Here is a 22,586-nt window from a genome sequence, read left to right as displayed (position 1 = left end):
AGTGTAAATAACCACTGGAAACGTTTCCATGACGAGGTCGGCGTTTTTATCGTAAGGAAGGCTTCATTGCTATTTTGTTTGTAATGAGTACATTCTTAGTTGTACATAATGTAAAAGAGAAATTGGTATCAGAAAATGTGAAGTTAGTAGAAAAAATCAGCTTTAAATTTGCAGGTACTGCTGGTGGTTTCTTCGTGGGTGTTGGTCTTTCAGTGGTAGGCTATGTACCCAACGATTGAGTAATCGGCAAGCACAATCATGGAGTTAGAAGTTATGATGGTTGGTATACCAGCTATGCTGATGAAATCGTGAAATTAAGCGGCTTGGTTAGTAGGTAAACGTTAAGGATGGTCATTAAAATGAACCATCCTTTTTCTATTTTAAGCTATGCACCGTTTTGACTTAACAAACGAATTTTTCTAGCATTCAAGTGTTAAGCTCTGCAATAAATCTCTCGGATTTTTGAAAGCGGAAGTATTCTTATATGAGATAATTTATATGCACAGTTATTTTTAAATAGGTGAGAACATGCTTATCATATAGGTTAGAGCTGAAGTCTATGTTGATATTTGCATTCATGCAATAAAGATAACGAGGAGAAAACTATTAAATAGGTTTATTTTTTATAATCGTTATTCTGAATATTTAATTAATAATTATGCCAATTATCTAATGGTCTTAGAAAGAAATAGAAAAGTTACCAATCAGCTGATTGTTGCTATTAGTGATATTTCCTTCACATGTTTCTTCGCAATATGAAAGTTTAAGATTAATATCATCCACATTGCCTTTCATTAAAATATGGCGCAATAAAATATCACCATTTAATTGGTGGATTAATGCTTTCCAAGAGATTCCACTGTTTAAAATATTAAAGTTTACTATCATTTATTCACCTTTATTTTTGTTGTGCTATTTTCTTCACGAGATTGTTGGTACCAAAATCTTTTGCGACCGATTGAACGAGACATAAGCATCCTTAGCTTTGTTATCTTTATGGCATATCACAATAAGTACAAACCTAGATATGATTTTAAGCCATTGATATTTAATGTTAATTATTATAATGTAACGAAGTGAATAAGAAACGTAACGACATATACAAAAAGCAGATGTTTGAAATGTTAATATTTTCTAAAATACAATATAATTTACTGATTAAAAAGTGACGTAAATGATAATTAAACCATTTACGTCGACTTTCGAAATTAAAGCGCTACTACGTTAGCTGCTTGAGGGCCTTTTTGACCCTGCTCTACTTCGAAAGATACTTTTTGGCCTTCAGCTAGCGTTTTAAAGCCTTCAGAAGCGATTGCACGGAAGTGAACAAATACGTCAGCGCCGCCGTTGTCTTGAGTAATAAAACCAAAACCTTTATCTTCGTTAAACCATTTTACTAGACCAGTTGTTGTATTAGACATGTAGTGTCCCTTAATATTTAAATTCATAAATTATCACGATAGTGTGATGTGCTGAGAGCTTGAATTATTGAATGTTACGATGAAGCTAAGGGAAACGCTGAGGATAACAACACTAACGAAGAAATTCTGAGGTTTTACTTTTACTTGATGTTTCATTAATAACTCTGAACAACAGAGCGAGATGGATAGTACCTTGATTTCGAATATTGTAAAGGTTTATTTGAAAATATAAAAATCGAATCTAACATTGGAGAGCGACATTCTTACATTAACCAAGGTTGCTTGGGTAATGTAAGATAATATCGATATATTGATTAGTTAAAAGGAGTGTGTATCTGTGATGCTGAATTACATTGAACCAGTGTTTCGTCCGCCATCTGAGTGGAAATCGTTGATCTTGTAAGTGACCAACGGATGTAGCCATAACCAGTGTACTTTCACTATGTATACTCAGCCACACAAGAAATTTCGCTCCAAGAAACCTGATGATATTGAACGAGAGTTACAAAAAATCGCAGCATCTGGCACACGTGTACATCGTGTTTTTGGCTGATGGGGATGCGATGACTTTGCCGTTCGCGCGTTTACAGCATATTTGTTCCCTGATTAACCAGTATTTACCCGACGTTCAGCGTATTTTGAGCTACTGTTTACCCCGTAATCTTACTAATAAAACCGAAGATCAACTTGCCGAGTTACGCCAATTAGGTTTGAGTTTATTGTATGTGGGATGTGAAAGTGGCGATGACGAAGTGTTAGCCAAAGTACAAAAAGGCGAGACATTCGAGTCGTCGTTAATTGTGCTGAATAAGATCAAAGTCGCAGGTATGAAAAGTTCGGTTATGATCCTTAATGGCTTGGGGGGACCACTTTTAAGTGAGCAGCATGCGATTGCTTCAGCAAAATTGATGAATGCTGCTCAGCCAGAGTATTTATCGACTTTGGTAGTCTCTTTCCCTTTAGGAGAAGCACGTTTTGCCGCGGGATTTAATGGGCAATTTCGTCAATTAACACAAGCTGAGCTGTTTAATGAAATGAAAGTATTATTGGAACACCTTGAGCTGGATAAAACCGTGTTTCGCTCTGATCATGCTTCGAACCCAGATGTAATGCCTCTTTGAGCTGAGTGGCAACGTGGGTTGTAATGGTGATGAAGCTATGGTTTCGTCAGAATTGTTTGCTCTACTTAACTTACCCTAAGATTGACGATCTGCAGGGTGATTTACACCATCACTAACCGGCACTTCACCTAATTCATACGGGTTAATGCTGTCTAAACACCCTACATTGATACCGAATTCCGTCGGATCTGAGCGGCGTTGGTGGTGTGTGTAAATACCACAGTTAGAGCAGAAGTAGTGTTTTGCCGTGTGGGTATTGAACTGATATAAACGTAATACTTCTTCGCCTGCTGTGATAGTCAGGTTGGATAAGGTTACGGATGCCACGATAGCCCCTTTACGTCGGCACATGGAACAGTCGCAGCGGCGTAATTTTTCCAGTCCATTAGGTAAATTCACGGTAAATTTCACGGCACCGCAATGGCATTGCCCGGTATGAATAGGTTTGAGATCCATTTCTTTTGTATTCCCTTCTTTGTATTAACTACAAAATAATGTGTGGCAAATAACGCGACATATCTTGAGTCACTTTCGATTTGTCTTCTCTTATCGAGATCCCTCCCGGTTTGTCATTAACTAACCAACTGCCAATTAGGGTGTAATAATCACCAAATTTAGGCAAAGGGTGGTATGCCTGATAAATCACCCCTTCATCACCGTAAGGACCATCAACACGCAAGGTTTGCTTACCATTTTGGACGATGGAAATGTTAGCTCCTTCACGTGCAAATAACGGCTTGATAACGTAGTCTCGCAAGCTACTAAGCCCTTTGTCATCAGGGAAGTAGGCGGGCAATAGATTGGGGTGATTATGAAATTTTTGCCATAAAAGGGGCAATAGTGCTTTATTACTAATGACTGATTTCCACATCGGTTCCAACCAGTTAACCTTGGCATCGGTTAGGTTTTCTGCATAGTTTTCACGGAACATAAATTCCCAAGGGTACAGTTTGAACATCCAACGAATAGGGCGGCTTGCCATATCGGTGAATTCCCCTCTATTGTTCAAGCCAATATCTTCGATGTGAACAAAGGCAGTCGATAGTCCGGCTTCTTTTGCACAATCTTCCATGTATTGAACAGTGCCGCGATCTTCTTCTGTATCATGACAACAAGAAAAGTGCAGTGTTTGGCCTGGCTGAGAATGCGCTAACTCTTTAAAGCGATTGATCAGCAGCTCTTGCAGTAAGTTAAATTGGTCTGCATCACGGCGAATAGCCCCGCTTTTAACTTGATCTTCAAGCCATAGCCATTGCCAGAACCCTGTTTCGAAAAGAGAGGTCGGCGTATCCGCATTGTTTTCATATAGCTTCGCATGCCCTGTACCGTCATAGGCAAAATCTAAGCGAGAATAAAGTGAGGGTTCTTTACGTTGCCATGAATCTAATACGTTTTGCCACATGGCTTCTGGTATTTGGAATTTACGTAACCAATATTCATCTCGTACGACAGTATCTACCACATCAAGACACATCTGGTGTATCTCTTCGGTTGGATCCTCGATATCACGTTCAATTTGCTCTAACGTGAATTGATAATAAGCGGTCTCATCCCAATAAGGGTCTTCATACATCGAGTGAAAGCCAAAGCCATATTCGGCGGCTAATTCACGCCAATGTTTACGTTCCTTACTGTCAATTCTGAGCATTCGTGATTGTCCTTACTGCATACAAAGGGTGTTATACCCAAGTTACCTTGAGGTGGCTTGGGTATAAAGCGTTACGCTACTGAGAATATGACACTTTTCAGCGTGATAGCCAAACTTGAGTTGTAATATTTAAAGACGAATACCGAATATTGAGGAGGAGCGAGTTAAACGAAGGGATCATTAAAAAGCCAAAGTAAAAGGATTTCCAATGGCTTTATGTACAGTGGTATTTCATACACCTAAATTGATTTAGAAAAGATATACGGTGTTATGGAATATAAGAGAAGTCGGTTACATGATTTTTTGGTGCTTACTACTTACGACTGCACCATCTAGTATATTAAATTTATACACGGAGTTTTTATCTGTGCATTCAAGTGCCTTCTCCAAGAGGGTGCATGTCCCACCAGCACGGGTGAACATACTTTGAACGACCTTAACCTCGGTGCCTTTATCGATGGCATGTAATTCTTCTGTAGTTACTGGGGCAATACGACCAGATTTCACTAATTTAGGTATATCAAACATACTTGTTGTCTGGCACCCTGCCAATATAAATGGCGACAATGTTATTAGCGCAAGTAGTTTTGAGCATTTCATTTTTATTCCCTTTAAGTGTTGAACGGTGTTTTATATTTTGTGGAAATTTACCGTCAATAGATTGGCGTGTAAACCTTTTTATATATATATTGGGAATTTTAATCAGAAAGGCATTCAACTATTGAATGCTTACTTGCCTAAAGTTGGGATCAGGGAAAGGTATTTATTGAAATGTATTGCGGATGCGGCACTCACCAGAAGATGAGTACCGATTTTGAACTGATTTGAAATACTATTCTTTTAAATAGGTACATAAGAATTGTGTAACCGATGTTTCAATCGCTATTTGTTGTTCTTCTGCATTTGCTGGTGGAAGGTGGACTAATATTTGAGGCCAAAAGATAATCGCTTTGATTGAGGCAAAAAATTGTTCAGAAGCGACTTTTGGATAAGCGACATCAAGCTTATTGGCTGCAATCCCTGCTTCTATCCATTGAGTTAACCCAATACAACCTTCTAAATCTTGAATTTTTTCTTGCATGATGGTCGCAGATTTACTTGATCGCATACATTCAGATAAAACCATGCGTGCAAGCGAAAGAAATTCATCGCTGCAAAGCAATTTGACTTCTGTTTCTGCTATCGCGGTAAGCTGAGATTTTACCGATGTTGTGGTATTAAATTGAACGTCAGCAATGGTGTGTATGTTTGAGAATAGACGCTCAATAATCATGCTAAATAGACTGTCTTTCGTTGGATAATATTTATAAAGCGTCCGCTTAGAGACTTCTGCTTTTTTGGATATTGCTTCCATGCTGGTTTGTTCTAGCCCTTTCTCAGTGAAAAGGGCTATAGCAGCCAGAATAATATTTTCTTGTTTTATTTCAGCAACTTTAACCATATATCACTCAATATTATAAATAAAAGTAAACGTATGTGTTTACTTTGTGGTGGTTCACGTTATTATTAAAAGTATACACCATCGTTTACTTTTGAGGCTAGCATAAATATGAATACCAAGTTGAAAACATCGTTGATTCCTTTAATGAGTGTACTTGGATTGGCTGCCTGTAATGATAATCCTATTACGGGGGAACATGTTCTGAGTGCTGATTTACGTCAAACGCGTATTGAACAATCAGCTCAATTCTTTGATGGCAAAGTTATTTCTCGCATTCCACAGGTTGAAAACCAAGAGGGTATTGTAAAAACGCTATGGAAATTTTTTGCCCAACGTAGCCAATATAAGCCTTCACAAGCATTACCGTATCAAGATGTTGATATTACACGATTACAAAACCCTAGTGAGCAATTACGTGTGACTTGGCTCGGGCATTCGTCATTATTTATAGAAGCCGACAAAACACGTATTTTAATTGATCCTGTATTTGAATATGCAGCCCCTGCTTTTTTTGCCCGAATGTTTCAGCGTAATGTTGCGGCCCCTGTAAGCCGTGAAGATTTACCATTACCTGATGTGATTGTGATTTCGCATGATCATTATGACCATTTAGAAGAAAATACAGCCCGATTTTATGCCAACAAAGATGTGATGTTTTTTGTGCCGCTAGGGGTTGGACGTCACCTTGAAAAATGGGGTGTTCCACCAACAAATATTAAAGAATTTGATTGGTGGGAAAGTCAGAAAATAAATTCGGTAACCATTACTGCGGCACCAGCCAACCACAATTCAGGTAGAGGGCTGTTTGATTCAAACAAAACGCTATGGGCTTCTTGGGCAATTCAGGCTGATACTGGTAGTGTGTTTTTTAGTGGCGATACTGCTTATGGTGAGCATTTTAAGCAAATAGGCGAACGCTTAGGTCCGTTCGATTTGGCTTTTATTGAAGTTGCAGCCAACTTAAAAGAAGACAGTGGTTATCCTGTTGAAGGCTGGGGGCATATGCAAGCATCTCATACCATGCAGGCACATTTAGATGTTCAAGCTGATAAATTGTTTCCTGTCCATTGGTCAACGTATGAACTTTTTATTCATCAGTGGGATGAGCCTGTAAATGATTTGATTGCAGAAGCGGCTAAATATGGTGTTGAGTTAGTGACACCGATGGTAGGTGCTTCTATTGATCTGCCTTTAGCAGAGAAAACGGCGTATTGGTGGCAAGATGTTTATGACAAAGGTGCAGCAATTCCATTGGTGTTTAACTCACAATAATAAGTAACGCTGAAATTGAGATAACAGATTCATTAAAACGTCAGAAACTGTAATTATGATAGTTGGTCTTATTGGTCTTATGAAGTTGACTGGAGGGAATCATGGAAGTACATATTGCTAAAACCCAACAAGAATTAGAAAGGGCTGCCACTGTTCTTGTGCAATTACGCCCTGCATTTAATATTGCTTCATTGTGTGAACAAATTATTCAACAGCAAAAGCAGGGATATCAAGTCGCTTACGTCGAACTCGATGGGCGAGTTGTTTGTGTGGCTGGCTTTACAGTTAACCTAAAATTGGCGTGGGGTAAATCAATATACGTTGATGACTTGGTTACCGATTCAGACACACGATCTGTTGGGGCGGGCAAGCACATGATTGAATGGCTAAAGATGTACGCTAAAAACGAAGGATGTAGAGAAATACATTTAGATTCAGGTGTACAGCGTTATGGTGCTCATCGCTTTTATCTTCGTGAAGGCTTTAATATAACATCTCATCATTTTATGCTGAACAACGTCAGTGACTGATTGTTAAGTGCTGGTTTGGTTGAAACGGTAAGATAGCATCCAATAATTCCGATGAGGAGAAGCTTGTTGACCGTTCTTCTTTATTTCATTATTGGCGCTAAAGCCCTTCGACGTTAATCCAATTCCAGCGCCTTTGCACTTCTTGTACTTTCTGATTGAGAACAATATTCCTAATATCCTCAACAAATTCTTCAATCAAGCTGCCAAATTCCCCCTTTCGGCTGATGACGGCTAACTGTCGGGTGATGCCAGGAGCAGGTAATGGCTGGCATTCCAGCTTATCCAGTAGCTCAAGCTGTCGAGCCAAAAACGTGGGTGAGGAAAGCGACCACCCCAATCCTTCTGCCACCATACCCAGCACGTTATCGGCGCGATCAAGAGAGAATTGACTCTGTGGCTTGTAGTTACGCCAGCGTAGCCAATTGTTGGTTTGGGTTCCTGTCGGTGTCCAGTTTTCATAGGCGATATAAGGCTTGTTTCTAGCCAGCCATTGGATGTCTTTCGTTTCCCAGTTTGCAGGGGTAACAACGACGTATTGCTCTCCCAATAGTGGGAACATGGCGAGATCCTGTGGGATATCCTGATTAGCCATACTGATGATGATATCGGTTTTGCCTGACTGAAGTGAGGTTAGCAATTCTGGGGCGGTGCCAGTTATCTGGTTGATATGGGCAACTTTGGGTTGGAGATATTTGAGCAACTCTATACCCGCAATTTGGGTAACCGAATCGACCATGCCAATACGCAATCGGGGTAGCTTGCCTTTTTCTATCGAGTGCATCCAGTCTTGCAGTTTGCGCGATTCAGCCAGTAGTTTGCTGCCCTGCTCGTACAGTTCACGTCCAGCCAGTGTCAGTTTGATTGGACGCTTACTTCTGTCTAGCAGTTTGCTGTCAAGTATCTGCTCTAGGCTCTGAACCAGCTGTGAAACCGCAGATTGGGTTTGATTAAGCTGTTGGGCCGCTTTGCTAAATGAGCCGGTCTCGACCACGGTAATGAAGGTTCTGAGTTGGCGAAGATCAAAGGCAATATTGTCCATATGTGGCTGCATTATAAGTTGAACTAATACTCTCTATTATATTCTCCACTGCTAGCTAAGTTCGGAGTTACGTCAAAAAATCAAACAAAGCCATGGCATAGAATCCTAGTTATTCCGAAAGTACTTAAAAAGTATTTCCAAAATATCTAAAAAATGCAGGGCTTAGCGATGAGAAAAGAAACGGATGTATTAGGCGAGATGATGTTACCCGATGAGGTTTACTACGGTATTCAGACTGTTCGTGCCCGTGATAACTTTGCTGTATCTGGTCGTACGGCGGTAGATGTACCGCATTATTTGTGGGCCGTAGCGGCTATCAAGCAAGCTGCAGCTAAAGCTAACTGCAAAATTGGTGCGCTAGACGCCACTGTGGCCAAAGCGATTGTACAGGCTTCACAGGAAATGATGGATCACCGTTTCGATGATCAGTTCCCGATTGATATTTTTCAAGGTGGCGGCGGAACTTCGACCAATATGAACGCCAACGAGGTGATAGCAAATCGCGCTAACGAAATTCTTACCGGAAAGAAAGGCTATGATGTTGTACATCCCAATACTCACGTCAATATGGGGCAGTCGACTAACGATGTGATCCCTGCAGCGATGAAGATGACTTGCCGTATTAACTTACATGCGCTGATCGCAGAGGTCGCAGCACTTGAAGCCATGCTGGAAGAGAAAACCCAAGCATTTGATCACGTGGTGAAGCTGGCGAGAACCTGCCTGCAAGATGCGGTGCCGATTACTCTTGGCCAGCAATTCAGCGGCTATTTACATCAAGTTCGCCGTCTGCATCAATCGTTGAAAACAGCAAGCGAACAAACACTTGATTTACCGTTAGGTGCTACGGCGGTTGGTACGGGCTTGTCTACGCATGAGGGCTACCTAGAGCAGGTATATATCGAGCTTCGGGAAATATCGGGTGAACAGTTTATTGCTGAAGATAACTTCTTCGACGGTTTGCAAAATGGCGATACCTACCTTGAAGTTGCAGCCCAGCTGAAAAAGTTGGCTGCATTTTTATCTAAGATGGCAACTGATTTTCGTCTTCAGGGAAGTGGTCCGCGTGCTGGTTTCAACGAATTATTCTTACCCGCTGTTCAGCCAGGCTCTTCAATTATGCCGGGCAAAATTAACCCTGTGATGCCAGAACTGATCAATCAAATTGCCTATCAGGTAATTGGTAATGATGTGACGATTACGATGGCGGTTGAAGGTGGCGAGCTGGATCTCAATGTCTGGGAGCCCGTAATTATTAAAGCACTGTTTGAGTCGTGTAACTTACTAACCAATGCTATCCCATTGTTTGTTGAAAAGTGTCTGAAAGACTTGTTACCCAACGAGCCTGTTTGTCGTGAATATGCGGAGAAAAGTACCGCATTAGCCACGGTGATAGCGACTCTGTTTGGCTACAAAATAGGATGCCGTATTGCTGCGAAAGCCTTCGAACAGAACCTACGTGTGCGAGATGTAGTATTAGACGAGCAGTTGCTAACGTCAGAGCAGGCTGACTATTTGTTGGATCCGATGGTTATGACTGACCCCAAAGCCAGTGCGGCGGCAGTCACTCGTTATCAACAGGAAATAGCGACTCCTCAGAAAAACTTGAACTCTGAGGTTAATACTAAGGAGTTGGTATAATGGTTGACTCCTTAATACTGCAAATCGCACGTTGGTGCGTGGGTCTTCGGTTTGAAGATATTCCTGATGAAGTTATCGATATCGCCAAAACAGCATTGACCGATTATGTTGCCGTCACTATTGCCGGTAGCGATATGCCAGTTGCCAAAAATCTTCAACAGTTTGCCATTCAGCGTGCGCCACAGGGTAATTGTAGTGTGTTTGGCACTGAACAAAAAAGCAATATGGCTTATGCCAGTTATGCGAATGGGGCTGCATCTCACGCTCTTGATTTTGATGATGTGAGCTGGGCGACGATTGGTCACCCAACTGTGACTGTCGCTCCTGTGGCCTTTGCTGTAGCCGAAGAGCGGAAGTTGGATGGTGCGAGCATTTTACGAGCTTATATCGCAGGCGTTGAAGCTCAACATCAGATAGCAAGATGGGTGATGCCGCAGTTGTCTGAGCAGGGCTGGCATACCACCCCGACGATTGGTGTTTTTGGATCAACTGTTGCTGCTGGGATCCTGCTTGATCTTGATGAAGATACCTTAGCTCATGCGCTAGCGATTGCCGCGTCGTCGGCATCCGGCGTTCGAGGGAACTTCGGTAGTCAAACCAAAGCGATGCATGCAGGGTTGGCAGCGTTTAACGGTATCAATGCCGTTGAGTTGGCAATGATTGGCGTAACAGGGAAGCCCAATGTGATTGAGTCTGCTGATGGTTTCGCTCAGTGTTTCACCGGTATTACTACCCTCGAAGGGGCAGAGGTGACATTGGGTAAATACTGGGATCTGAAAGAAAATGGTCTGGTTTTCAAGCAATATCCGTGTTGTAGCGGCAGCCATCCTGCCATTGATTGTTGGGATGCTTTTTTGCAAGAAAGGTCACTAGGTGCTGATGACATTGAGTATTTACAGGTTGGCGTGAGCTTATTGGGGCCAAGAGAGCTGGTGTGTAATTGCCCCCAAAATGCCATTGAGGCTAAGTTTTCAATGCCGTATGCCCTTGCTGCTCGATTGATTCATGGTGGGGTGGGTTTGACTGAATTTACCGATGAAGCGGTATTGGATCAGCGTATTCAGGCGCTGATGCTGAAGATTCAGATGCGTATTGATCCCGAACTCGAAAAGCTGGGGTTCATCGGTACGGCTCCTGTCAAAATCAAGGTTTATTTAAAAAATGGCGAGATGATCAGCCTCGATAACGATCTCGCGAAAGGTAACCCAGAAAAGCCCTTTTTACAGGAAGAAATAGACCGGAAGTTTATGGCCTGTGTTGTAGCCAAATATGGCGAAAATCGATGCCTGTACTGGCTAACAGTATTAGCGCATTTAGAAACTGCAACGTATGAAGAACTTAACCAACTCCTGAATTAATAACGGGAGTGGAAGGAGGTATCCGATGATTATATTTCAAATAGTATTGTTATTAAGCGCGATTATTCTTGCTGCTCGTTTAGGTGGTATCGGGGTAGGGTTGGCGGGTGGTTTAGGAATGGCGATTGCTGTTTTTGGGCTTGGCTTACCACCGGGAGATATTCCGGTCTCGGTGATTTTGATCATTATGTCCGTGATCTTGGCGCTGTCGGTGATGCAGCAAGCGGGCGGTATGAACTACATGGTAAATTGCGCTGAAAAAATGCTGCGTAATAACCCTAAGTACATCAATATTCTGGCTCCGGCCACTACTTTTGTGCTGACGACACTTGCGGGCACGGGTTATACGGCAATGTCGGTATTGAATGTTATCCAGCAAGTCGCCAAGGAAAACGGGGTTCGTCCTAGTCAGCCGCTAAGCTCGGCAGTTGTTGCCTCTCAAATCGCGATTACCGCTTCGCCGATTTCGGCAGCGACCGCTGCGATGTACGTCGTGGTTGAAACTATGGGGGTAAGTTTTGGCACTGCGCTAAGCGTGATCATGCCTGCTGCCTTGTTTGGTACTGTTGTTGCTTCATTCGTGGCAAGTCGTCAGGGGTGTGAGCTGAAAGATGATCCAATCTTCAAAGAACGTGTCGAGAAAGGGTTGGTAAACTTTACGCCGGAAGAGCAGAAACAGATTGAACCGACGATTGAAGCCAAGCGTTCGGTGTGGTTGTTCCTTGGCGGTGTGTTATTTATTGTCGCCTTGTTGTTGTTTAAACCGCTGCTAGGTCATGCCTTGGGTTCTCGTGACATCATCGTTATTGTGATGCTGCTAACCAGCTTTATTATGGCAATGGTGTGTAAGGTTCAGCTTACTTCAATCAAGAAAGCACCGATTTTTGCTGATGGTGCAGAAAGCTTAGTCGTGATCCTCGGTATTGTTTGGTTGAGCTCGACCATTATTGGGGTGCATATTCCTGAGATAAAAATACTGGCGGGTGATGTACTAAATGAGTATCCGGCGCTGCTGGCGGTCGTCTTCTTTGGTACATCGGCTTTGCTGTTTAGCCAAGGAGCAACCAGTGCTTTGTTAGTGCCAATTGCAGCGTCGTTAAATGTTGATCCAGCTACAATCTTGGCCAGTTTTGTTGCGGTGAGTGCGCTGTATATGACCAATATTTATCCAACAACGGCTTTCGCCATTGCAACGGATGACACTGGCTCTTTCCTCAGCAGTCGGTGGAATGGCTCCTTCATTGTTAACCATCCGTTCTTCCTGCCGGGCATGTTGGGTATCGTGGCTGCTGTACCGTTCGGTTTTGTACTGGCGAATATTTTTGTCTAGCAGGCTCAAAAGATGGTGTTTGGCGTTATTACCTTTGTAAGGCTGGTTATGATAATTGAACCCAGCCTTATATTAGTGGCAATGAAATATTGAACGTTATTTGAGCGCTTCAAAAAAGCCCTAAATGCAAGTTTAGCTTACGACTTTTTTCTTATGTATTAGTCTTATCATACTCGAATTGTTTTAGGCTGAGAGTAAGTACATGCTGACATGCGTAAGTATGACAACTGAACGATTTAGGACATTTGGCGCTAAGGCTTTGTTGCTAATAGGATTGCTCTATGCGTCTGTAGGGCATACCGAAGATCGCGATCTTCGTGCCTTTCAGCATGGCTTAGATATTCTGCCGTTACCGAATGGTCAGTATGTGTCAATTTGGTCTTCTGTTGTATCAGATAAATTACAATTATCAAATAATGATAAGGAATGGAGCCATGACGTATATATGGCTTCATTTTCCAATGTCTCTACGCGACTCTCTCCTGAATTATTAATTTCTGCACCCGATCATACTGCTCAAGAGCCTGCAAGCTCAGCAATAAGCCGTGATGGTCATATCATGGTGACGATGGAAGATGCTTATCAGGCTAAGCATGAATTAATGCAATCTTATGCCGTGTTTGATACTCAATTTAAATCGATAGCCCCTTACCAACAAGTTGCTTTTGATGGCGGGCATTCGGGGCATGTTGCTGCTGTTGATAATCTCTTTGTTATATTCTTTTCTGAAGGGTGGGTAGACGGAGGCGGGGTTGATGATCTTGGCTCGGGTGATGATGTATTGCTTAAAACTTATAATTCAATAGGAAAAGAGCTAGGGCAGCTTTCTGTATCTGTTGGTGACAATCATCGTGATTGGTGGCCAATATTAGCGGGTTCTCAGCATGTTGCACTATTGCTATGGCAGAGATTTGTTGATGATAAAACAGATGCTCAATTAATGTATTCGATTTATGATCCAATAAAAAACACCTTGCTTAAGCAACCAATGGCACTCCGTGACGATGTTCAGTACTACACGTATGATGTGCAATTTTTGCCTACCGTGAATCGATTCTTAATTACTGGCACGAAGGAAAATAATACAGGTTTCGCATACTTAATTGATGAGCAAGGGTCCGTTGTAAATGCACTCAGCATGTTACCCCCTTTTGTGCGTGAAGCTCAGCCTGCGATTATTGATTACCAAAATGAAGTGGAAAGAGTTGTCTACCCCATTGCCCCGTCGGGTTTGGTTGTACTTGATGTGAATAAAACCAGCATTAGCCTCAAGCAGCGATTATACGATCCTTATTTATGGCAATACATCGGTACTGATGGGGTGTTTTTAGATGAGCAAACTGTTTATTTTCACACATTGTCGCAATATGGATTAAAAGAGATGCGTTGGCATATTCAAAAATAAAGCTTTGTTGATGAAGTATTGATTCTTCGATCTTTTTATCATTCTATTTTTATGCCGCGTAGGTATATTACGCATCAATTACGACAACAGATACTAGCAACATATTGATACTGCTTTAACTATCTCATTAATCAGAATTAAGACCTGCCATTTAAATATACCCTGAATTATAGGGTAGCTACGGTAATAAATATCAGCGCTTTTGACTGTCTTTACAGTTAGAGGAAATATGCGACTTACCTTTGTTGAGGTAGTTACCTGTATAAATTAATAATAATGAGCTTGCTAGGTTTTGGTATCTTATGACTACTTCCAATGTATTGGTTATGGTCGTTATTTTGACTACTGTTGTTGCCTGCAATGATAGTTCTGATGACACATTGAATAACGACGAGCTAAACAATGAAACTCCCACTGTCGTTTCCGATAGTACTGTAAATGCAGAAGAAAGCACTGAAAATTCTGAGGGAAGTAATACCTCACCGCCTGATGATACTATTGATCCATCACCAGCAGACCCTCCACCAGAAGAGCCGACAGTAAAGCTATTCGATAAGGATGGTTTACCACTGCCAGATTTGAGTATTCTCCACGACTACGAAGCTTATTTAAATGCGAGACCAAGCTATTACATGGACGCAGGTGCGCGTTTTGGTAATGTGGTCGATCAAGATAATACGCCTGCAGATAACAACGTTTCGAATGCGGGGGCAATGCTTGGTCGAGTGCTTTTCTACGATATTCGCTTGTCGGCTAACAATAGTGTGGCTTGTGCGTCTTGCCATATTCAGCTACATGGGTTCTCTGATCCTGAAGTGCTGAGCAATGGCTTTGATGGCGGTAAAACAGGTCGTCATTCTATGGGGTTAACCAATGCAACTTATTATTCTAGAGGCCGTTTCTTCTGGGATGAGCGAGCGGGTACGCTAGAAGAGCAGGTACTAATGCCCATTCAAGATAGTGTTGAAATGGGAATGAACTTACTCGATCTTGAAGTTAAGTTAGGACTAACCAGTTTTTATGCTCCTCTATTTTTAGCTGCATTCGGTGACGATGCAATTACCAGTGATCGTATATCAAGAGCACTAGCACAGTTTATTCGCTCTATGGTGAGTTATGGTTCTAAATATGACCAAGCTTTTACGGTAGGTGGCTCTGATACTCCGGATTTTAGCGCCGTTTTTTCTGAGCAAGAACTACGAGGCTTAGAGCTTTTTTCTGGTGTGCCAGATGATAATTCAGATTCACTTGGCTGTGATACTTGCCACCAGACATCAGCGCATGCGGCCGACAATAAACACGTAAATGGTTTAGATGCCAATACAAGTGCTGATCAAGGTGTGGGAGGTGGTTTCTTTAAAGTACCCTCATTGCGTAATGTCGCGGTAAGAGCTCCTTATATGCATGATGGTCGTTTTAGTAACTTAGACGAAGTGATTGAATTTTATAATAGCGGTGTTCAGGCACACCCTAATTTAGCCCCTGCGCTAAGGCGAAGGAATTCTTCTAGCGGTCGCCCGGTACGTTTTGATCTTAACCAAGAAGAGAAAGAGGCGTTGGTCATGTTTCTTGAAGCATTAACAGACGAAGCGTTTTTAGTGAATCCCATCTTCAGTAACCCTTTTCCTGAGGTTATAAATGAAGAAAGCGAGCCTGAATCATAAATAATGACTCGACTCGCTAGTGTGCTATTGGTGCTTCATTAATGACGTTTGGATTGCGGGGGAGGGTTTATCCACCCCATCCTTTACTACCGGATGATGATTTGCTGCTGTTCCAGCTCGACTTCGCTGAAACCGTTGAGCCAAACCCACCACGAGAGATCGTACGGTTGACTGTTGCTTTAGGTTTCATCTGATCTTTCGATACTCGGACTTTGGTTTTTTTATAGCTACTACGGCCGTAATCATTACCATCTGCCGTCGTCCAGCGATCATAAAAAATACTTCCTGGGTATGATGAGCGGAACATTGGCTGTGAATAATAGCCACGGTTGTTGTTGTTAATCATTCGGCTGAACATGAAGCCTGCCATTGCTGGCATAAACCAATTATTCTGTTGCGACTGTACACAAGCATTGTTACCAAACTCTGCAGCACAGTCGTATTGGGTTTGATATTTTGGTGCTGTGCGCTCTGCTTCTGCTAGCGCATTCTGATAGGCAGCTTGGCACTCACTGGTGTAGCTAGGGTTGTCATCGACACAGTCGTTTAACCCTTGATAAATGGATGCTTCACTGCTGTTATCAGTACATCCAGATAACACACCTGCAAAAGCGACAGTAACTGGCGCAACAGAATATGTGCGCCAATTTTTTCGCATACTGGCTAGTACAACCTGATTACTTCGTTTCATTTTGGCTGCTCCTAGTAAGTCATACAAGCGGCATTCAGTAGACCAACAGATACAGAGGTTGCCGCCATAAGAATACCTGCCGGTATTTCGCCAGCTTCAATACGTTCAACAATTTTTGGCATAAAACCAAAGCGAACGATAACGAAAGCAATAAGCTGAGCAAGAAGCGCCACAATGCCCCAAACGGCAAAGTCGACTAAGTTTACCGAGTTACTTGCAGCCCCAGCAATGGCAATGCTGTAACCAATAATTGAACCCGCCAACGCGATTGCAGCCGCGATATTTTTATCTTCTTTAACCAGTTTCCATTCGTCGTGTGGCGTAATGCGAACATAGACAAATTTAAACAACATCAAGAAAGCCAATGACATTGAGAAATAGAGAAGAAAAGAGCCAAGGCCTGCCAGCGAATTTGCTAAAACATCCATGTGGATTCCTAAATAAGTAAGTTATTACAAACTAGCCAATGAGCTTAAAGTCTGTAGGGGATAGATTTATACCAGTGCTCGTGGCTAAGCAGCGTTCGGCACGGTTATGGATTATCTTTTCTTCACCTGATACTAAAACAGATTCAAAAATGTCATTGCCCACTTTACGTTCATAGATCATAACAAATTGATCAGTTTCACTAATTGAACCATTTTCGAGCCAGGTTTTTTCTGTCATCGCGACGGGTTTACTGTTGTCCCATACTTTATCAAACGTATGGCCTTCGAGTTCCCACGTTGGCTGTACAATTTGGTTATGGAGCAAATGCTTCCATTCCGATTCCGTATCAATCGGTTTGGTATCGTAGAAGTAATACAGTTTCACTTCACTGACATCGGCTTCTGTTTCACCTTGGGTTAGCACTTGAATAAAGCCTTCGTCATCGGTGTAATAACGGATTAAACGCGTTTGCTCATCAAGCTGAACGACGCCAACGGCTTTGATAAGCTGAGTACGTGATGCACCCTCGATAACAAGATCCGGTTCAATAAGGCGAAGTTTAAGATCATCTAGTTCAAACGCCCCACCAAGCCTTAATCCTAAGATTTCAGGGCTTTTAGGTACGCTAACTTCAGGCGTTGTTTTCTTTTTAAACCAATTAAACATGTTGCTTCCTAAACGGTTTCAGAAGAATATCAAATAGAGATTTATTATTTCCAGTTGAACTTGTTAATACGTTCATCGGAGATATAAAAAAGTTTAGCTCCTGGTGGTACTTCACGCTGTAGCGCAGGGTTTAGCTCTACGCCATCTCCCGTATCAATCGCAATGAGAGTCGCCTCGTGTTCTTGCTTAAAGAGCGTGAATAAAATATCGATAGTCGTAATAGCTGAACCACTTGGGTAAGTGACAGAGTATTGAGTCATGCCTTGATCCGTACTCAGTAATTCGTGGTGTAACTCGCTTGAACCAGGGTCAACCGCTGCTTTTGCTAGCATCTCTACCGCGACAGAGGGAATGCATTCAGCATTCGGACAATGCTGCTTAAGCAACTGGCTTAAGGATTCGTCATTGAAATAGGCAAGTAGGTGTGCGGTAGGGTTCTTATTGGCACAGTATAAGGCTGCCGATAGCGTTACGTCGTCTTCAGGATTATCAATCACAATACAGCTTGCATGTTCAATGCTTGCTCGTGCCATCCCTTCATTATCGGTAAAGCTCGCCACACGGACAAACTCCACTTCACCCGGTAATGGATTTTCTATTTCAGGGCGCACGCATAATACGATAGGGCGGTTGCCTCTTTCTTCATGTTGCAGCATTTTTATCAGATGCAAGGTGCGCTGTGCATTCCAGCCAAGCACTAAAATATGATTGTCCACTTTAAGACTCCGTCTTCCCAACAGGCCACTTTTCCAATAAGTAATGAAAAATCCTGCAATACGCCCAACACCGAGTGCAAATAACCCAAGTCCACCGGGAATAATGAATAAAGAAACGACCCACTTACCCATCACAGTGGTTGGTGACATGTCACCATAGCCAACTGTTGATGCTGTTACGAATAGATAATAAACAAAATCGGTAAGTGAGTGCGTAAGTGCACGCTCACCGGCTATCATAAGCAATAGCCAGCTTATTGCACTATAACCAAGCAAGGTAAGTAAAAGGTTTCGTCCATTCAACTGCCCTAAGTTTTTTACGGCCCAACGTTGAAAGAGAATCCATATCGACATTAATTACCTCCTTGTCGCTATCCTTCAATATTATAACGAAGGATAGTCTAATTACTTACCTAAAATACGCGCAAGTTCATCTTCTGCCGATGATTTTCCACCAGCGGTGATACCCGCTTCAGCCAGTTTCTTATCAAGGCTACTACCAGATTGCTCTTCAGCCATTTCTGCTGCAGCTTCAAGTTGTGCTGATTTCTCTGTTTGGCGTTGTTTAATACGCTCTAGTGATTCAACAGCAGTGTGCATTTTAGCATTGGCACCCACGTTAGTTGCCGATACTGCTGATTGTGCTTTTTGTACTGCTTCGTTAGCTTTCACAACATCGACCTGTTGTTCTAGCTGGCGTAGTTTGTCTTTTGCTTGTGCAATATTAGTGCGCATGCTTTGCTCTGATTTTACAAACTGATCAAGGTATGTTTGCTCAGCTTGCTGTTCGTTACGCAGTGCAGCCACTTTTTGCGCACATTCAAGAGCCAGTTCTTGCTGACCTTTTTCCATTGCGCCACGTGCATGGCCTTCATATTCTGTAATTCCGTTGTTGAATGCTTCCACTTTCTGTTGTGACATTTTACGTTTTGCAACAATGCTAACAAGTGCTTCATCTGAACGACGAAGTTCCTGTTTTGCTTCACGGATTTCTTGATCAAGAATACGCAGTGCCTGACCATCAGCTACAGATTCTGCAGCGTCGTTTGCTCCGCCTTTAATTGCGGTAAATAATTTTTTCCAAACGCTCATTATACTGTCTCCGCTAGGTGTTCTTGGTAAAGTTCGATAAATGCTTCTACATTTCGGAATAAAGTTGCTACTTCAATAACAACACTTTGTGCATTGGATTGAGAAGATAAAGAACCAAATGCAATGTAATAGCTGTGACCATCAATGCTATTAATACCAATGGTCGATAATGGGAACATCATGTGCGTGCGTAAGATCTCATCGTTTAACGCATTCACATCTTTTACTTGGTCTTGTGGAAATAATAATACTTCAACAAGAATCTGCTCACCCGCAACGGCAAGGTACGCTTCGATGTTATCTTCATTACGTAGAACAAGCGTTTGCTCATTGGTTTCAATCTGCCAACCTTCATGCTCGCTTAGAATCGGAAGAAGATCTGATAATTGCAACGTCATAGTCGATACCTTATATGTGAGTAGTAATACTTACTTTACGTCTTTTTGCCTGTACATAGGCATAATAACCAGTTGTTTTATTAGGTTCGTTAAATACGTAAATGTTCAATCTGATATTCAATATACCTGAAAGATGTAGAGCATATCCTACAGTATGAATTTATAGGGTTAAAAATCAGAGTGTTTTTGCAATTTTGATGACTTTTTTGTGACCAAATGTGAACTGTGAGTTGAATGGAATATATAATTTTGTTCGTTAGGAGGTTACTGATATACACATCATCATTTTTGTTGGCTTGTTGAATGCCATTTTCTTAGTGAATGTATATGATGAGCATAGCCGGAGAAGAACGGAGTGTGGACAGTATAACGAAAGCAAAAAAAAGCCTACAATAAGTAGGCAATACAGATACTTTTATAGCATGTATACACACGCCTCTCTCTTTTCAGGGAGATTGTCTGTTAATTGGATTCCGATTGTCCCAAAGACATCACGAGCTGACTGTCTTTGATCTTTATCATACGCAGTACTATAAAATTACTCAATGGTTATATAGTTCGCCATTCTGTTTATTTTCAGGCGAAAAAAAACCGAGCCTACACTCGGTTTTATAGATAATCAGTTTTTATCGAGAAAGAGACAAATAGTTCTTTCTACCGTTGTTTATTAAGCAAGAAGCTCTTTTGCTGTATCAACAACGTTTTCAACCGTAAAGCCAAACATCTTGAATAGCTCGCCTGCTGGTGCAGACTCACCAAATGTTGTCATTCCGATGATGCGACCGTCGAAGCCTACATACTTGTACCAGAAATCAGCAATACCCGCTTCAACTGCAATACGTGCAGTCACATCAGAAGGCAATACAGACTCACGGTAAGCAGCATCTTGCTTATCAAATGTATCTGTTGCTGGCATAGAAACAACGCGAACCTTACGACCATCAGCGGTTAGCTGCGCGTAAGCTTCTGTTACTAGCTCAACTTCAGAACCTGTTGCGATAAGAATCAGCTCTGGCTTGCCTTCACAATCTTTCAGGATGTAACCACCCTTCGCGATATCAGCCACTTGTGCATCTGTACGTGGTTGTTGTGCTAGGTTCTGACGCGAGAAGATAAGCGCTGTAGGGCCATCTTTACGCTCGATTGCCAGTTTCCAAGCAACAGCTGATTCAACTTGATCACATGGACGCCATGTACTCATGTTAGGTGTTAGACGCAGTGAAGCAATTTGCTCTACTGGCTGGTGCGTTGGACCATCTTCACCCAGGCCGATTGAGTCGTGCGTGTACACTTGGATGTTCTGAATTTTCATCAGGGCAGCCATACGCATTGCGTTACGTGCGTATTCCATGAACATCAGGAATGTTGCGCCGTAAGGTACGAAACCGCCGTGTAGTGCCATGCCATTGATGATAGCGGTCATTGCGAATTCACGTACACCATAGTGGATGTAGTTACCGCTAAAGTCGCCAGCTTCTAGTGCTTTCGAACCAGACCACATCGTCAAGTTAGACGGTGCAAGGTCAGCAGAGCCGCCCATGAATTCAGGAACAAGCTTACCGAATGCTTCTAGTGCGTTTTGAGACGCTTTACGTGAAGCAATGTTTGCTGGGTTAGCTTGAAGGTCAGCGATGATTTTATTTGTTTCAGCTTCCCAGTTAGCAGGAAGATCACCAACAGAACGACGCTTAAATTCAGCTGCTAGTTCAGGGTGAGCTGCTGCGTATGCTGCAAACTTCTCGTCCCATGCTGATTCTTTTGCAGAGCCTGCTTCTTTCGCATCCCATTCTGCTGCAATGTCAGTCGGGATTTCGAAAGGACCGTGGTTCCAGCCAAGGAATTCACGTGCCGCTGCGATTTCTTCTGCGCCTAGAGGAGCACCGTGACAATCGTGTGTGCCCGCTTTGTTTGGAGAGCCAAAACCGATAATAGTCTTAGCACAAATAAGCGTTGGCTTACCTGTTTCAGCTTTTGCAGCTTCGATTGCCGCGTTGATTGCGTCAGCATCGTGACCATCAACCGCAGGAATAACATGCCAGCCGTACGCTTCAAAACGCTTAGGTGTATCGTCAGTGAACCAACCTTCTACTTCACCATCGATAGAGATACCGTTGTCATCCCAGAAAGCAACCAGCTTGCCAAGACCCAGCGTACCCGCTAGAGAACATGCTTCATGAGAGATACCTTCCATCATGCAGCCATCACCTAAGAAGGTGTAAGTATGGTGATCAACAACCTTGTGACCGTCACGGTTGAATTGGTCAGCCATTGCTTTCTCAGCAATCGCCATACCTACCGCGTTAGTAATACCTTGGCCTAGTGGACCTGTTGTTGTTTCAATGCCTGGTGCGTAACCGTATTCAGGGTGACCTGGCGTTTTAGAGTGAAGTTGACGGAAGTTTTTCAGATCGTTAATCGATAGATCGTAACCTGTTAGGTGCAATAGTGAGTAAATCAGCATTGAACCGTGACCATTAGAAAGTACGAAGCGATCGCGATCAGCCCACTGTGGGTTTTGTGGGTTGTGGTTCATGTGGCTGCGCCACAGTACTTCAGCGATATCAGCCATACCCATTGGTGCACCAGGGTGACCAGAGTTAGCTTGTTGAACACCGTCCATGCTTAGGGCACGGATTGCATTTGCCAGCACTTTGCGAGAAAGACCGTTATGTTCCATATTCATTTCACCAAAAATTCAAACGATTCAAAAGTAAGAAAGCGGCT

Annotated in this window: 23 protein-coding genes; 9 read left to right on the top strand and 14 right to left on the bottom strand. The window is 42.5% G+C overall.

Going from position 1 to position 22,586, the window contains the following annotated elements; genetic code table 11:
- Positions 1-83 precede the first annotated feature (83 nt).
- Positions 84-239, top strand: coding sequence for a hypothetical protein (locus C9J48_RS28475; protein WP_006228714.1), 156 nt, complete (start codon positions 84-86; stop codon positions 237-239).
- Between the two features lie 439 nt (positions 240-678).
- Here the strand turns inward: C9J48_RS28475 and C9J48_RS08105 are convergent, their stop codons facing one another.
- Both C9J48_RS08105 and cspE read right to left on the bottom strand, forming a co-directional pair.
- On the bottom strand, positions 679-888 hold the full coding sequence (locus C9J48_RS08105) for a hypothetical protein (protein ID WP_006228715.1): 210 nt from the start codon (positions 886-888) through the stop codon (positions 679-681).
- A gap of 320 nt (positions 889-1,208) precedes the next feature.
- Positions 1,209-1,421, bottom strand: a complete 213-nt coding sequence (gene cspE / locus C9J48_RS08100) for a transcription antiterminator/RNA stability regulator CspE (protein ID WP_006228716.1) — start codon at positions 1,419-1,421, stop codon at positions 1,209-1,211.
- Between the two features lie 563 nt (positions 1,422-1,984).
- On the opposite strand from cspE, the gene C9J48_RS08095 reads away from it, so the two are divergent.
- On the top strand, positions 1,985-2,542 hold the full coding sequence (locus C9J48_RS08095) for a radical SAM protein (protein ID WP_242610775.1): 558 nt from the start codon (positions 1,985-1,987) through the stop codon (positions 2,540-2,542).
- A gap of 75 nt (positions 2,543-2,617) precedes the next feature.
- Here C9J48_RS08095 and C9J48_RS08090 read toward each other — a convergent pair whose 3' ends face one another.
- From C9J48_RS08090 to C9J48_RS08075, 4 genes are all read right to left on the bottom strand, one after another.
- Positions 2,618-2,998, bottom strand: a complete 381-nt coding sequence (locus C9J48_RS08090) for a GFA family protein (protein ID WP_006228718.1) — start codon at positions 2,996-2,998, stop codon at positions 2,618-2,620.
- A 28-nt stretch (positions 2,999-3,026) separates the two neighbouring features.
- A complete protein-coding gene (locus C9J48_RS08085) occupies positions 3,027-4,190 on the bottom strand; it encodes a glutathionylspermidine synthase family protein (RefSeq protein WP_006228719.1) in 1,164 nt (387 codons plus the stop codon).
- Between the two features lie 291 nt (positions 4,191-4,481).
- Positions 4,482-4,790 (bottom strand): hypothetical protein, encoded by a 309-nt coding sequence (locus C9J48_RS08080; RefSeq protein WP_006228720.1) that lies wholly within the window; start codon positions 4,788-4,790, stop codon positions 4,482-4,484.
- A 232-nt stretch (positions 4,791-5,022) separates the two neighbouring features.
- On the bottom strand, positions 5,023-5,631 hold the full coding sequence (locus tag C9J48_RS08075; RefSeq protein ID WP_006228721.1) for a TetR/AcrR family transcriptional regulator: 609 nt from the start codon (positions 5,629-5,631) through the stop codon (positions 5,023-5,025).
- 108 nt (positions 5,632-5,739) lie between these two features.
- Between C9J48_RS08075 and C9J48_RS08070 the strand changes: the two genes are divergently transcribed.
- Both C9J48_RS08070 and C9J48_RS08065 read left to right on the top strand, forming a co-directional pair.
- Complete coding sequence (locus C9J48_RS08070) at positions 5,740-6,903, top strand: MBL fold metallo-hydrolase (protein WP_006228722.1); 1,164 nt, start codon at positions 5,740-5,742, stop codon at positions 6,901-6,903.
- A 101-nt stretch (positions 6,904-7,004) separates the two neighbouring features.
- Complete coding sequence (locus C9J48_RS08065; RefSeq protein ID WP_006228723.1) at positions 7,005-7,433, top strand: GNAT family N-acetyltransferase; 429 nt, start codon at positions 7,005-7,007, stop codon at positions 7,431-7,433.
- A 97-nt stretch (positions 7,434-7,530) separates the two neighbouring features.
- On the opposite strand, the gene C9J48_RS08060 is transcribed toward C9J48_RS08065, so the two are convergent.
- Positions 7,531-8,484, bottom strand: a complete 954-nt coding sequence (locus tag C9J48_RS08060; protein WP_242610776.1) for a LysR family transcriptional regulator — start codon at positions 8,482-8,484, stop codon at positions 7,531-7,533.
- Positions 8,485-8,640: 156 nt separating this feature from the next.
- Between C9J48_RS08060 and C9J48_RS08055 the strand changes: the two genes are divergently transcribed.
- The 5 genes from C9J48_RS08055 (at position 8,641) to C9J48_RS08035 (ending at position 15,870) form a co-directional block, all read left to right on the top strand.
- A complete protein-coding gene (locus C9J48_RS08055; RefSeq protein WP_242610777.1) occupies positions 8,641-10,113 on the top strand; it encodes an aspartate ammonia-lyase in 1,473 nt (490 codons plus the stop codon).
- Complete coding sequence (locus C9J48_RS08050) at positions 10,113-11,471, top strand: MmgE/PrpD family protein (protein ID WP_006228726.1); 1,359 nt, start codon at positions 10,113-10,115, stop codon at positions 11,469-11,471. The genes C9J48_RS08055 and C9J48_RS08050 overlap by 1 nt, the downstream gene beginning before the upstream one ends.
- A gap of 25 nt (positions 11,472-11,496) precedes the next feature.
- Entirely contained in the window at positions 11,497-12,801 is a 1,305-nt protein-coding gene (locus C9J48_RS08045) for an anaerobic C4-dicarboxylate transporter (protein ID WP_006228727.1), read from the top strand.
- A 220-nt stretch (positions 12,802-13,021) separates the two neighbouring features.
- On the top strand, positions 13,022-14,206 hold the full coding sequence (locus C9J48_RS08040; RefSeq protein ID WP_242610778.1) for a hypothetical protein: 1,185 nt from the start codon (positions 13,022-13,024) through the stop codon (positions 14,204-14,206).
- Between the two features lie 302 nt (positions 14,207-14,508).
- Complete coding sequence (locus C9J48_RS08035; protein WP_242610779.1) at positions 14,509-15,870, top strand: cytochrome-c peroxidase; 1,362 nt, start codon at positions 14,509-14,511, stop codon at positions 15,868-15,870.
- 67 nt (positions 15,871-15,937) lie between these two features.
- Here C9J48_RS08035 and C9J48_RS08030 read toward each other — a convergent pair whose 3' ends face one another.
- The 7 genes from C9J48_RS08030 to tkt form a co-directional block, all read right to left on the bottom strand.
- Positions 15,938-16,561 carry a DUF1190 family protein gene (locus C9J48_RS08030; RefSeq protein WP_006228730.1) on the bottom strand — a complete coding sequence of 208 codons (624 nt, stop codon included), beginning with the start codon at positions 16,559-16,561 and terminating at the stop codon, positions 15,938-15,940.
- A gap of 11 nt (positions 16,562-16,572) precedes the next feature.
- A complete protein-coding gene (locus tag C9J48_RS08025) occupies positions 16,573-16,989 on the bottom strand; it encodes a DUF350 domain-containing protein (RefSeq protein WP_006228731.1) in 417 nt (138 codons plus the stop codon).
- Positions 16,990-17,020: 31 nt separating this feature from the next.
- Entirely contained in the window at positions 17,021-17,656 is a 636-nt protein-coding gene (locus C9J48_RS08020; RefSeq protein WP_006228732.1) for a YjfK family protein, read from the bottom strand.
- Between the two features lie 44 nt (positions 17,657-17,700).
- Positions 17,701-18,726, bottom strand: a complete 1,026-nt coding sequence (locus C9J48_RS08015; protein ID WP_006228733.1) for an ion channel — start codon at positions 18,724-18,726, stop codon at positions 17,701-17,703.
- Positions 18,727-18,777: 51 nt separating this feature from the next.
- A complete protein-coding gene (locus tag C9J48_RS08010) occupies positions 18,778-19,464 on the bottom strand; it encodes a PspA/IM30 family protein (protein ID WP_006228734.1) in 687 nt (228 codons plus the stop codon).
- Entirely contained in the window at positions 19,464-19,862 is a 399-nt protein-coding gene (locus C9J48_RS08005; RefSeq protein WP_006228735.1) for a DUF2170 family protein, read from the bottom strand. Before C9J48_RS08005 ends, C9J48_RS08010 begins: the two co-directional genes overlap by 1 nt.
- Positions 19,863-20,529: 667 nt before the next feature.
- Complete coding sequence (gene tkt / locus C9J48_RS08000; protein WP_006228736.1) at positions 20,530-22,539, bottom strand: transketolase; 2,010 nt, start codon at positions 22,537-22,539, stop codon at positions 20,530-20,532.
- Positions 22,540-22,586 lie beyond the last annotated feature (47 nt).

The organism is Photobacterium profundum, assembly GCF_003026285.1.
GTDB classification, from domain to species: domain Bacteria; phylum Pseudomonadota; class Gammaproteobacteria; order Enterobacterales; family Vibrionaceae; genus Photobacterium; species Photobacterium profundum.
This window is presented reverse-complemented; position numbering and strand designations above follow the sequence as displayed.

Coding starts and splice junctions, on each gene's coding strand:
- C9J48_RS08075 (WP_006228721.1), bottom strand. CDS start 5,631: ATGGTTAAAGTTGCTGAAATAAAACAAGAAAATATTATTCTGGCTGCT.
- C9J48_RS08095 (WP_242610775.1), top strand. CDS start 1,985: ATGACTTTGCCGTTCGCGCGTTTACAGCATATTTGTTCCCTGATTAAC.
- C9J48_RS08105 (WP_006228715.1), bottom strand. CDS start 888: ATGATAGTAAACTTTAATATTTTAAACAGTGGAATCTCTTGGAAAGCA.
- C9J48_RS08085 (WP_006228719.1), bottom strand. CDS start 4,190: ATGCTCAGAATTGACAGTAAGGAACGTAAACATTGGCGTGAATTAGCC.
- C9J48_RS08040 (WP_242610778.1), top strand. CDS start 13,022: ATGACAACTGAACGATTTAGGACATTTGGCGCTAAGGCTTTGTTGCTA.
- C9J48_RS08020 (WP_006228732.1), bottom strand. CDS start 17,656: ATGTTTAATTGGTTTAAAAAGAAAACAACGCCTGAAGTTAGCGTACCT.
- tkt (WP_006228736.1), bottom strand. CDS start 22,539: ATGGAACATAACGGTCTTTCTCGCAAAGTGCTGGCAAATGCAATCCGT.
- C9J48_RS08035 (WP_242610779.1), top strand. CDS start 14,509: ATGACTACTTCCAATGTATTGGTTATGGTCGTTATTTTGACTACTGTT.
- C9J48_RS28475 (WP_006228714.1), top strand. CDS start 84: ATGAGTACATTCTTAGTTGTACATAATGTAAAAGAGAAATTGGTATCA.
- C9J48_RS08090 (WP_006228718.1), bottom strand. CDS start 2,998: ATGGATCTCAAACCTATTCATACCGGGCAATGCCATTGCGGTGCCGTG.
- C9J48_RS08080 (WP_006228720.1), bottom strand. CDS start 4,790: ATGAAATGCTCAAAACTACTTGCGCTAATAACATTGTCGCCATTTATA.
- C9J48_RS08045 (WP_006228727.1), top strand. CDS start 11,497: ATGATTATATTTCAAATAGTATTGTTATTAAGCGCGATTATTCTTGCT.
- C9J48_RS08070 (WP_006228722.1), top strand. CDS start 5,740: ATGAATACCAAGTTGAAAACATCGTTGATTCCTTTAATGAGTGTACTT.
- C9J48_RS08015 (WP_006228733.1), bottom strand. CDS start 18,726: ATGTCGATATGGATTCTCTTTCAACGTTGGGCCGTAAAAAACTTAGGG.
- C9J48_RS08030 (WP_006228730.1), bottom strand. CDS start 16,561: ATGAAACGAAGTAATCAGGTTGTACTAGCCAGTATGCGAAAAAATTGG.
- C9J48_RS08050 (WP_006228726.1), top strand. CDS start 10,113: ATGGTTGACTCCTTAATACTGCAAATCGCACGTTGGTGCGTGGGTCTT.
- C9J48_RS08005 (WP_006228735.1), bottom strand. CDS start 19,862: ATGACGTTGCAATTATCAGATCTTCTTCCGATTCTAAGCGAGCATGAA.
- C9J48_RS08055 (WP_242610777.1), top strand. CDS start 8,641: ATGAGAAAAGAAACGGATGTATTAGGCGAGATGATGTTACCCGATGAG.
- C9J48_RS08010 (WP_006228734.1), bottom strand. CDS start 19,464: ATGAGCGTTTGGAAAAAATTATTTACCGCAATTAAAGGCGGAGCAAAC.
- cspE (WP_006228716.1), bottom strand. CDS start 1,421: ATGTCTAATACAACAACTGGTCTAGTAAAATGGTTTAACGAAGATAAA.
- C9J48_RS08065 (WP_006228723.1), top strand. CDS start 7,005: ATGGAAGTACATATTGCTAAAACCCAACAAGAATTAGAAAGGGCTGCC.
- C9J48_RS08060 (WP_242610776.1), bottom strand. CDS start 8,484: ATGCAGCCACATATGGACAATATTGCCTTTGATCTTCGCCAACTCAGA.
- C9J48_RS08025 (WP_006228731.1), bottom strand. CDS start 16,989: ATGGATGTTTTAGCAAATTCGCTGGCAGGCCTTGGCTCTTTTCTTCTC.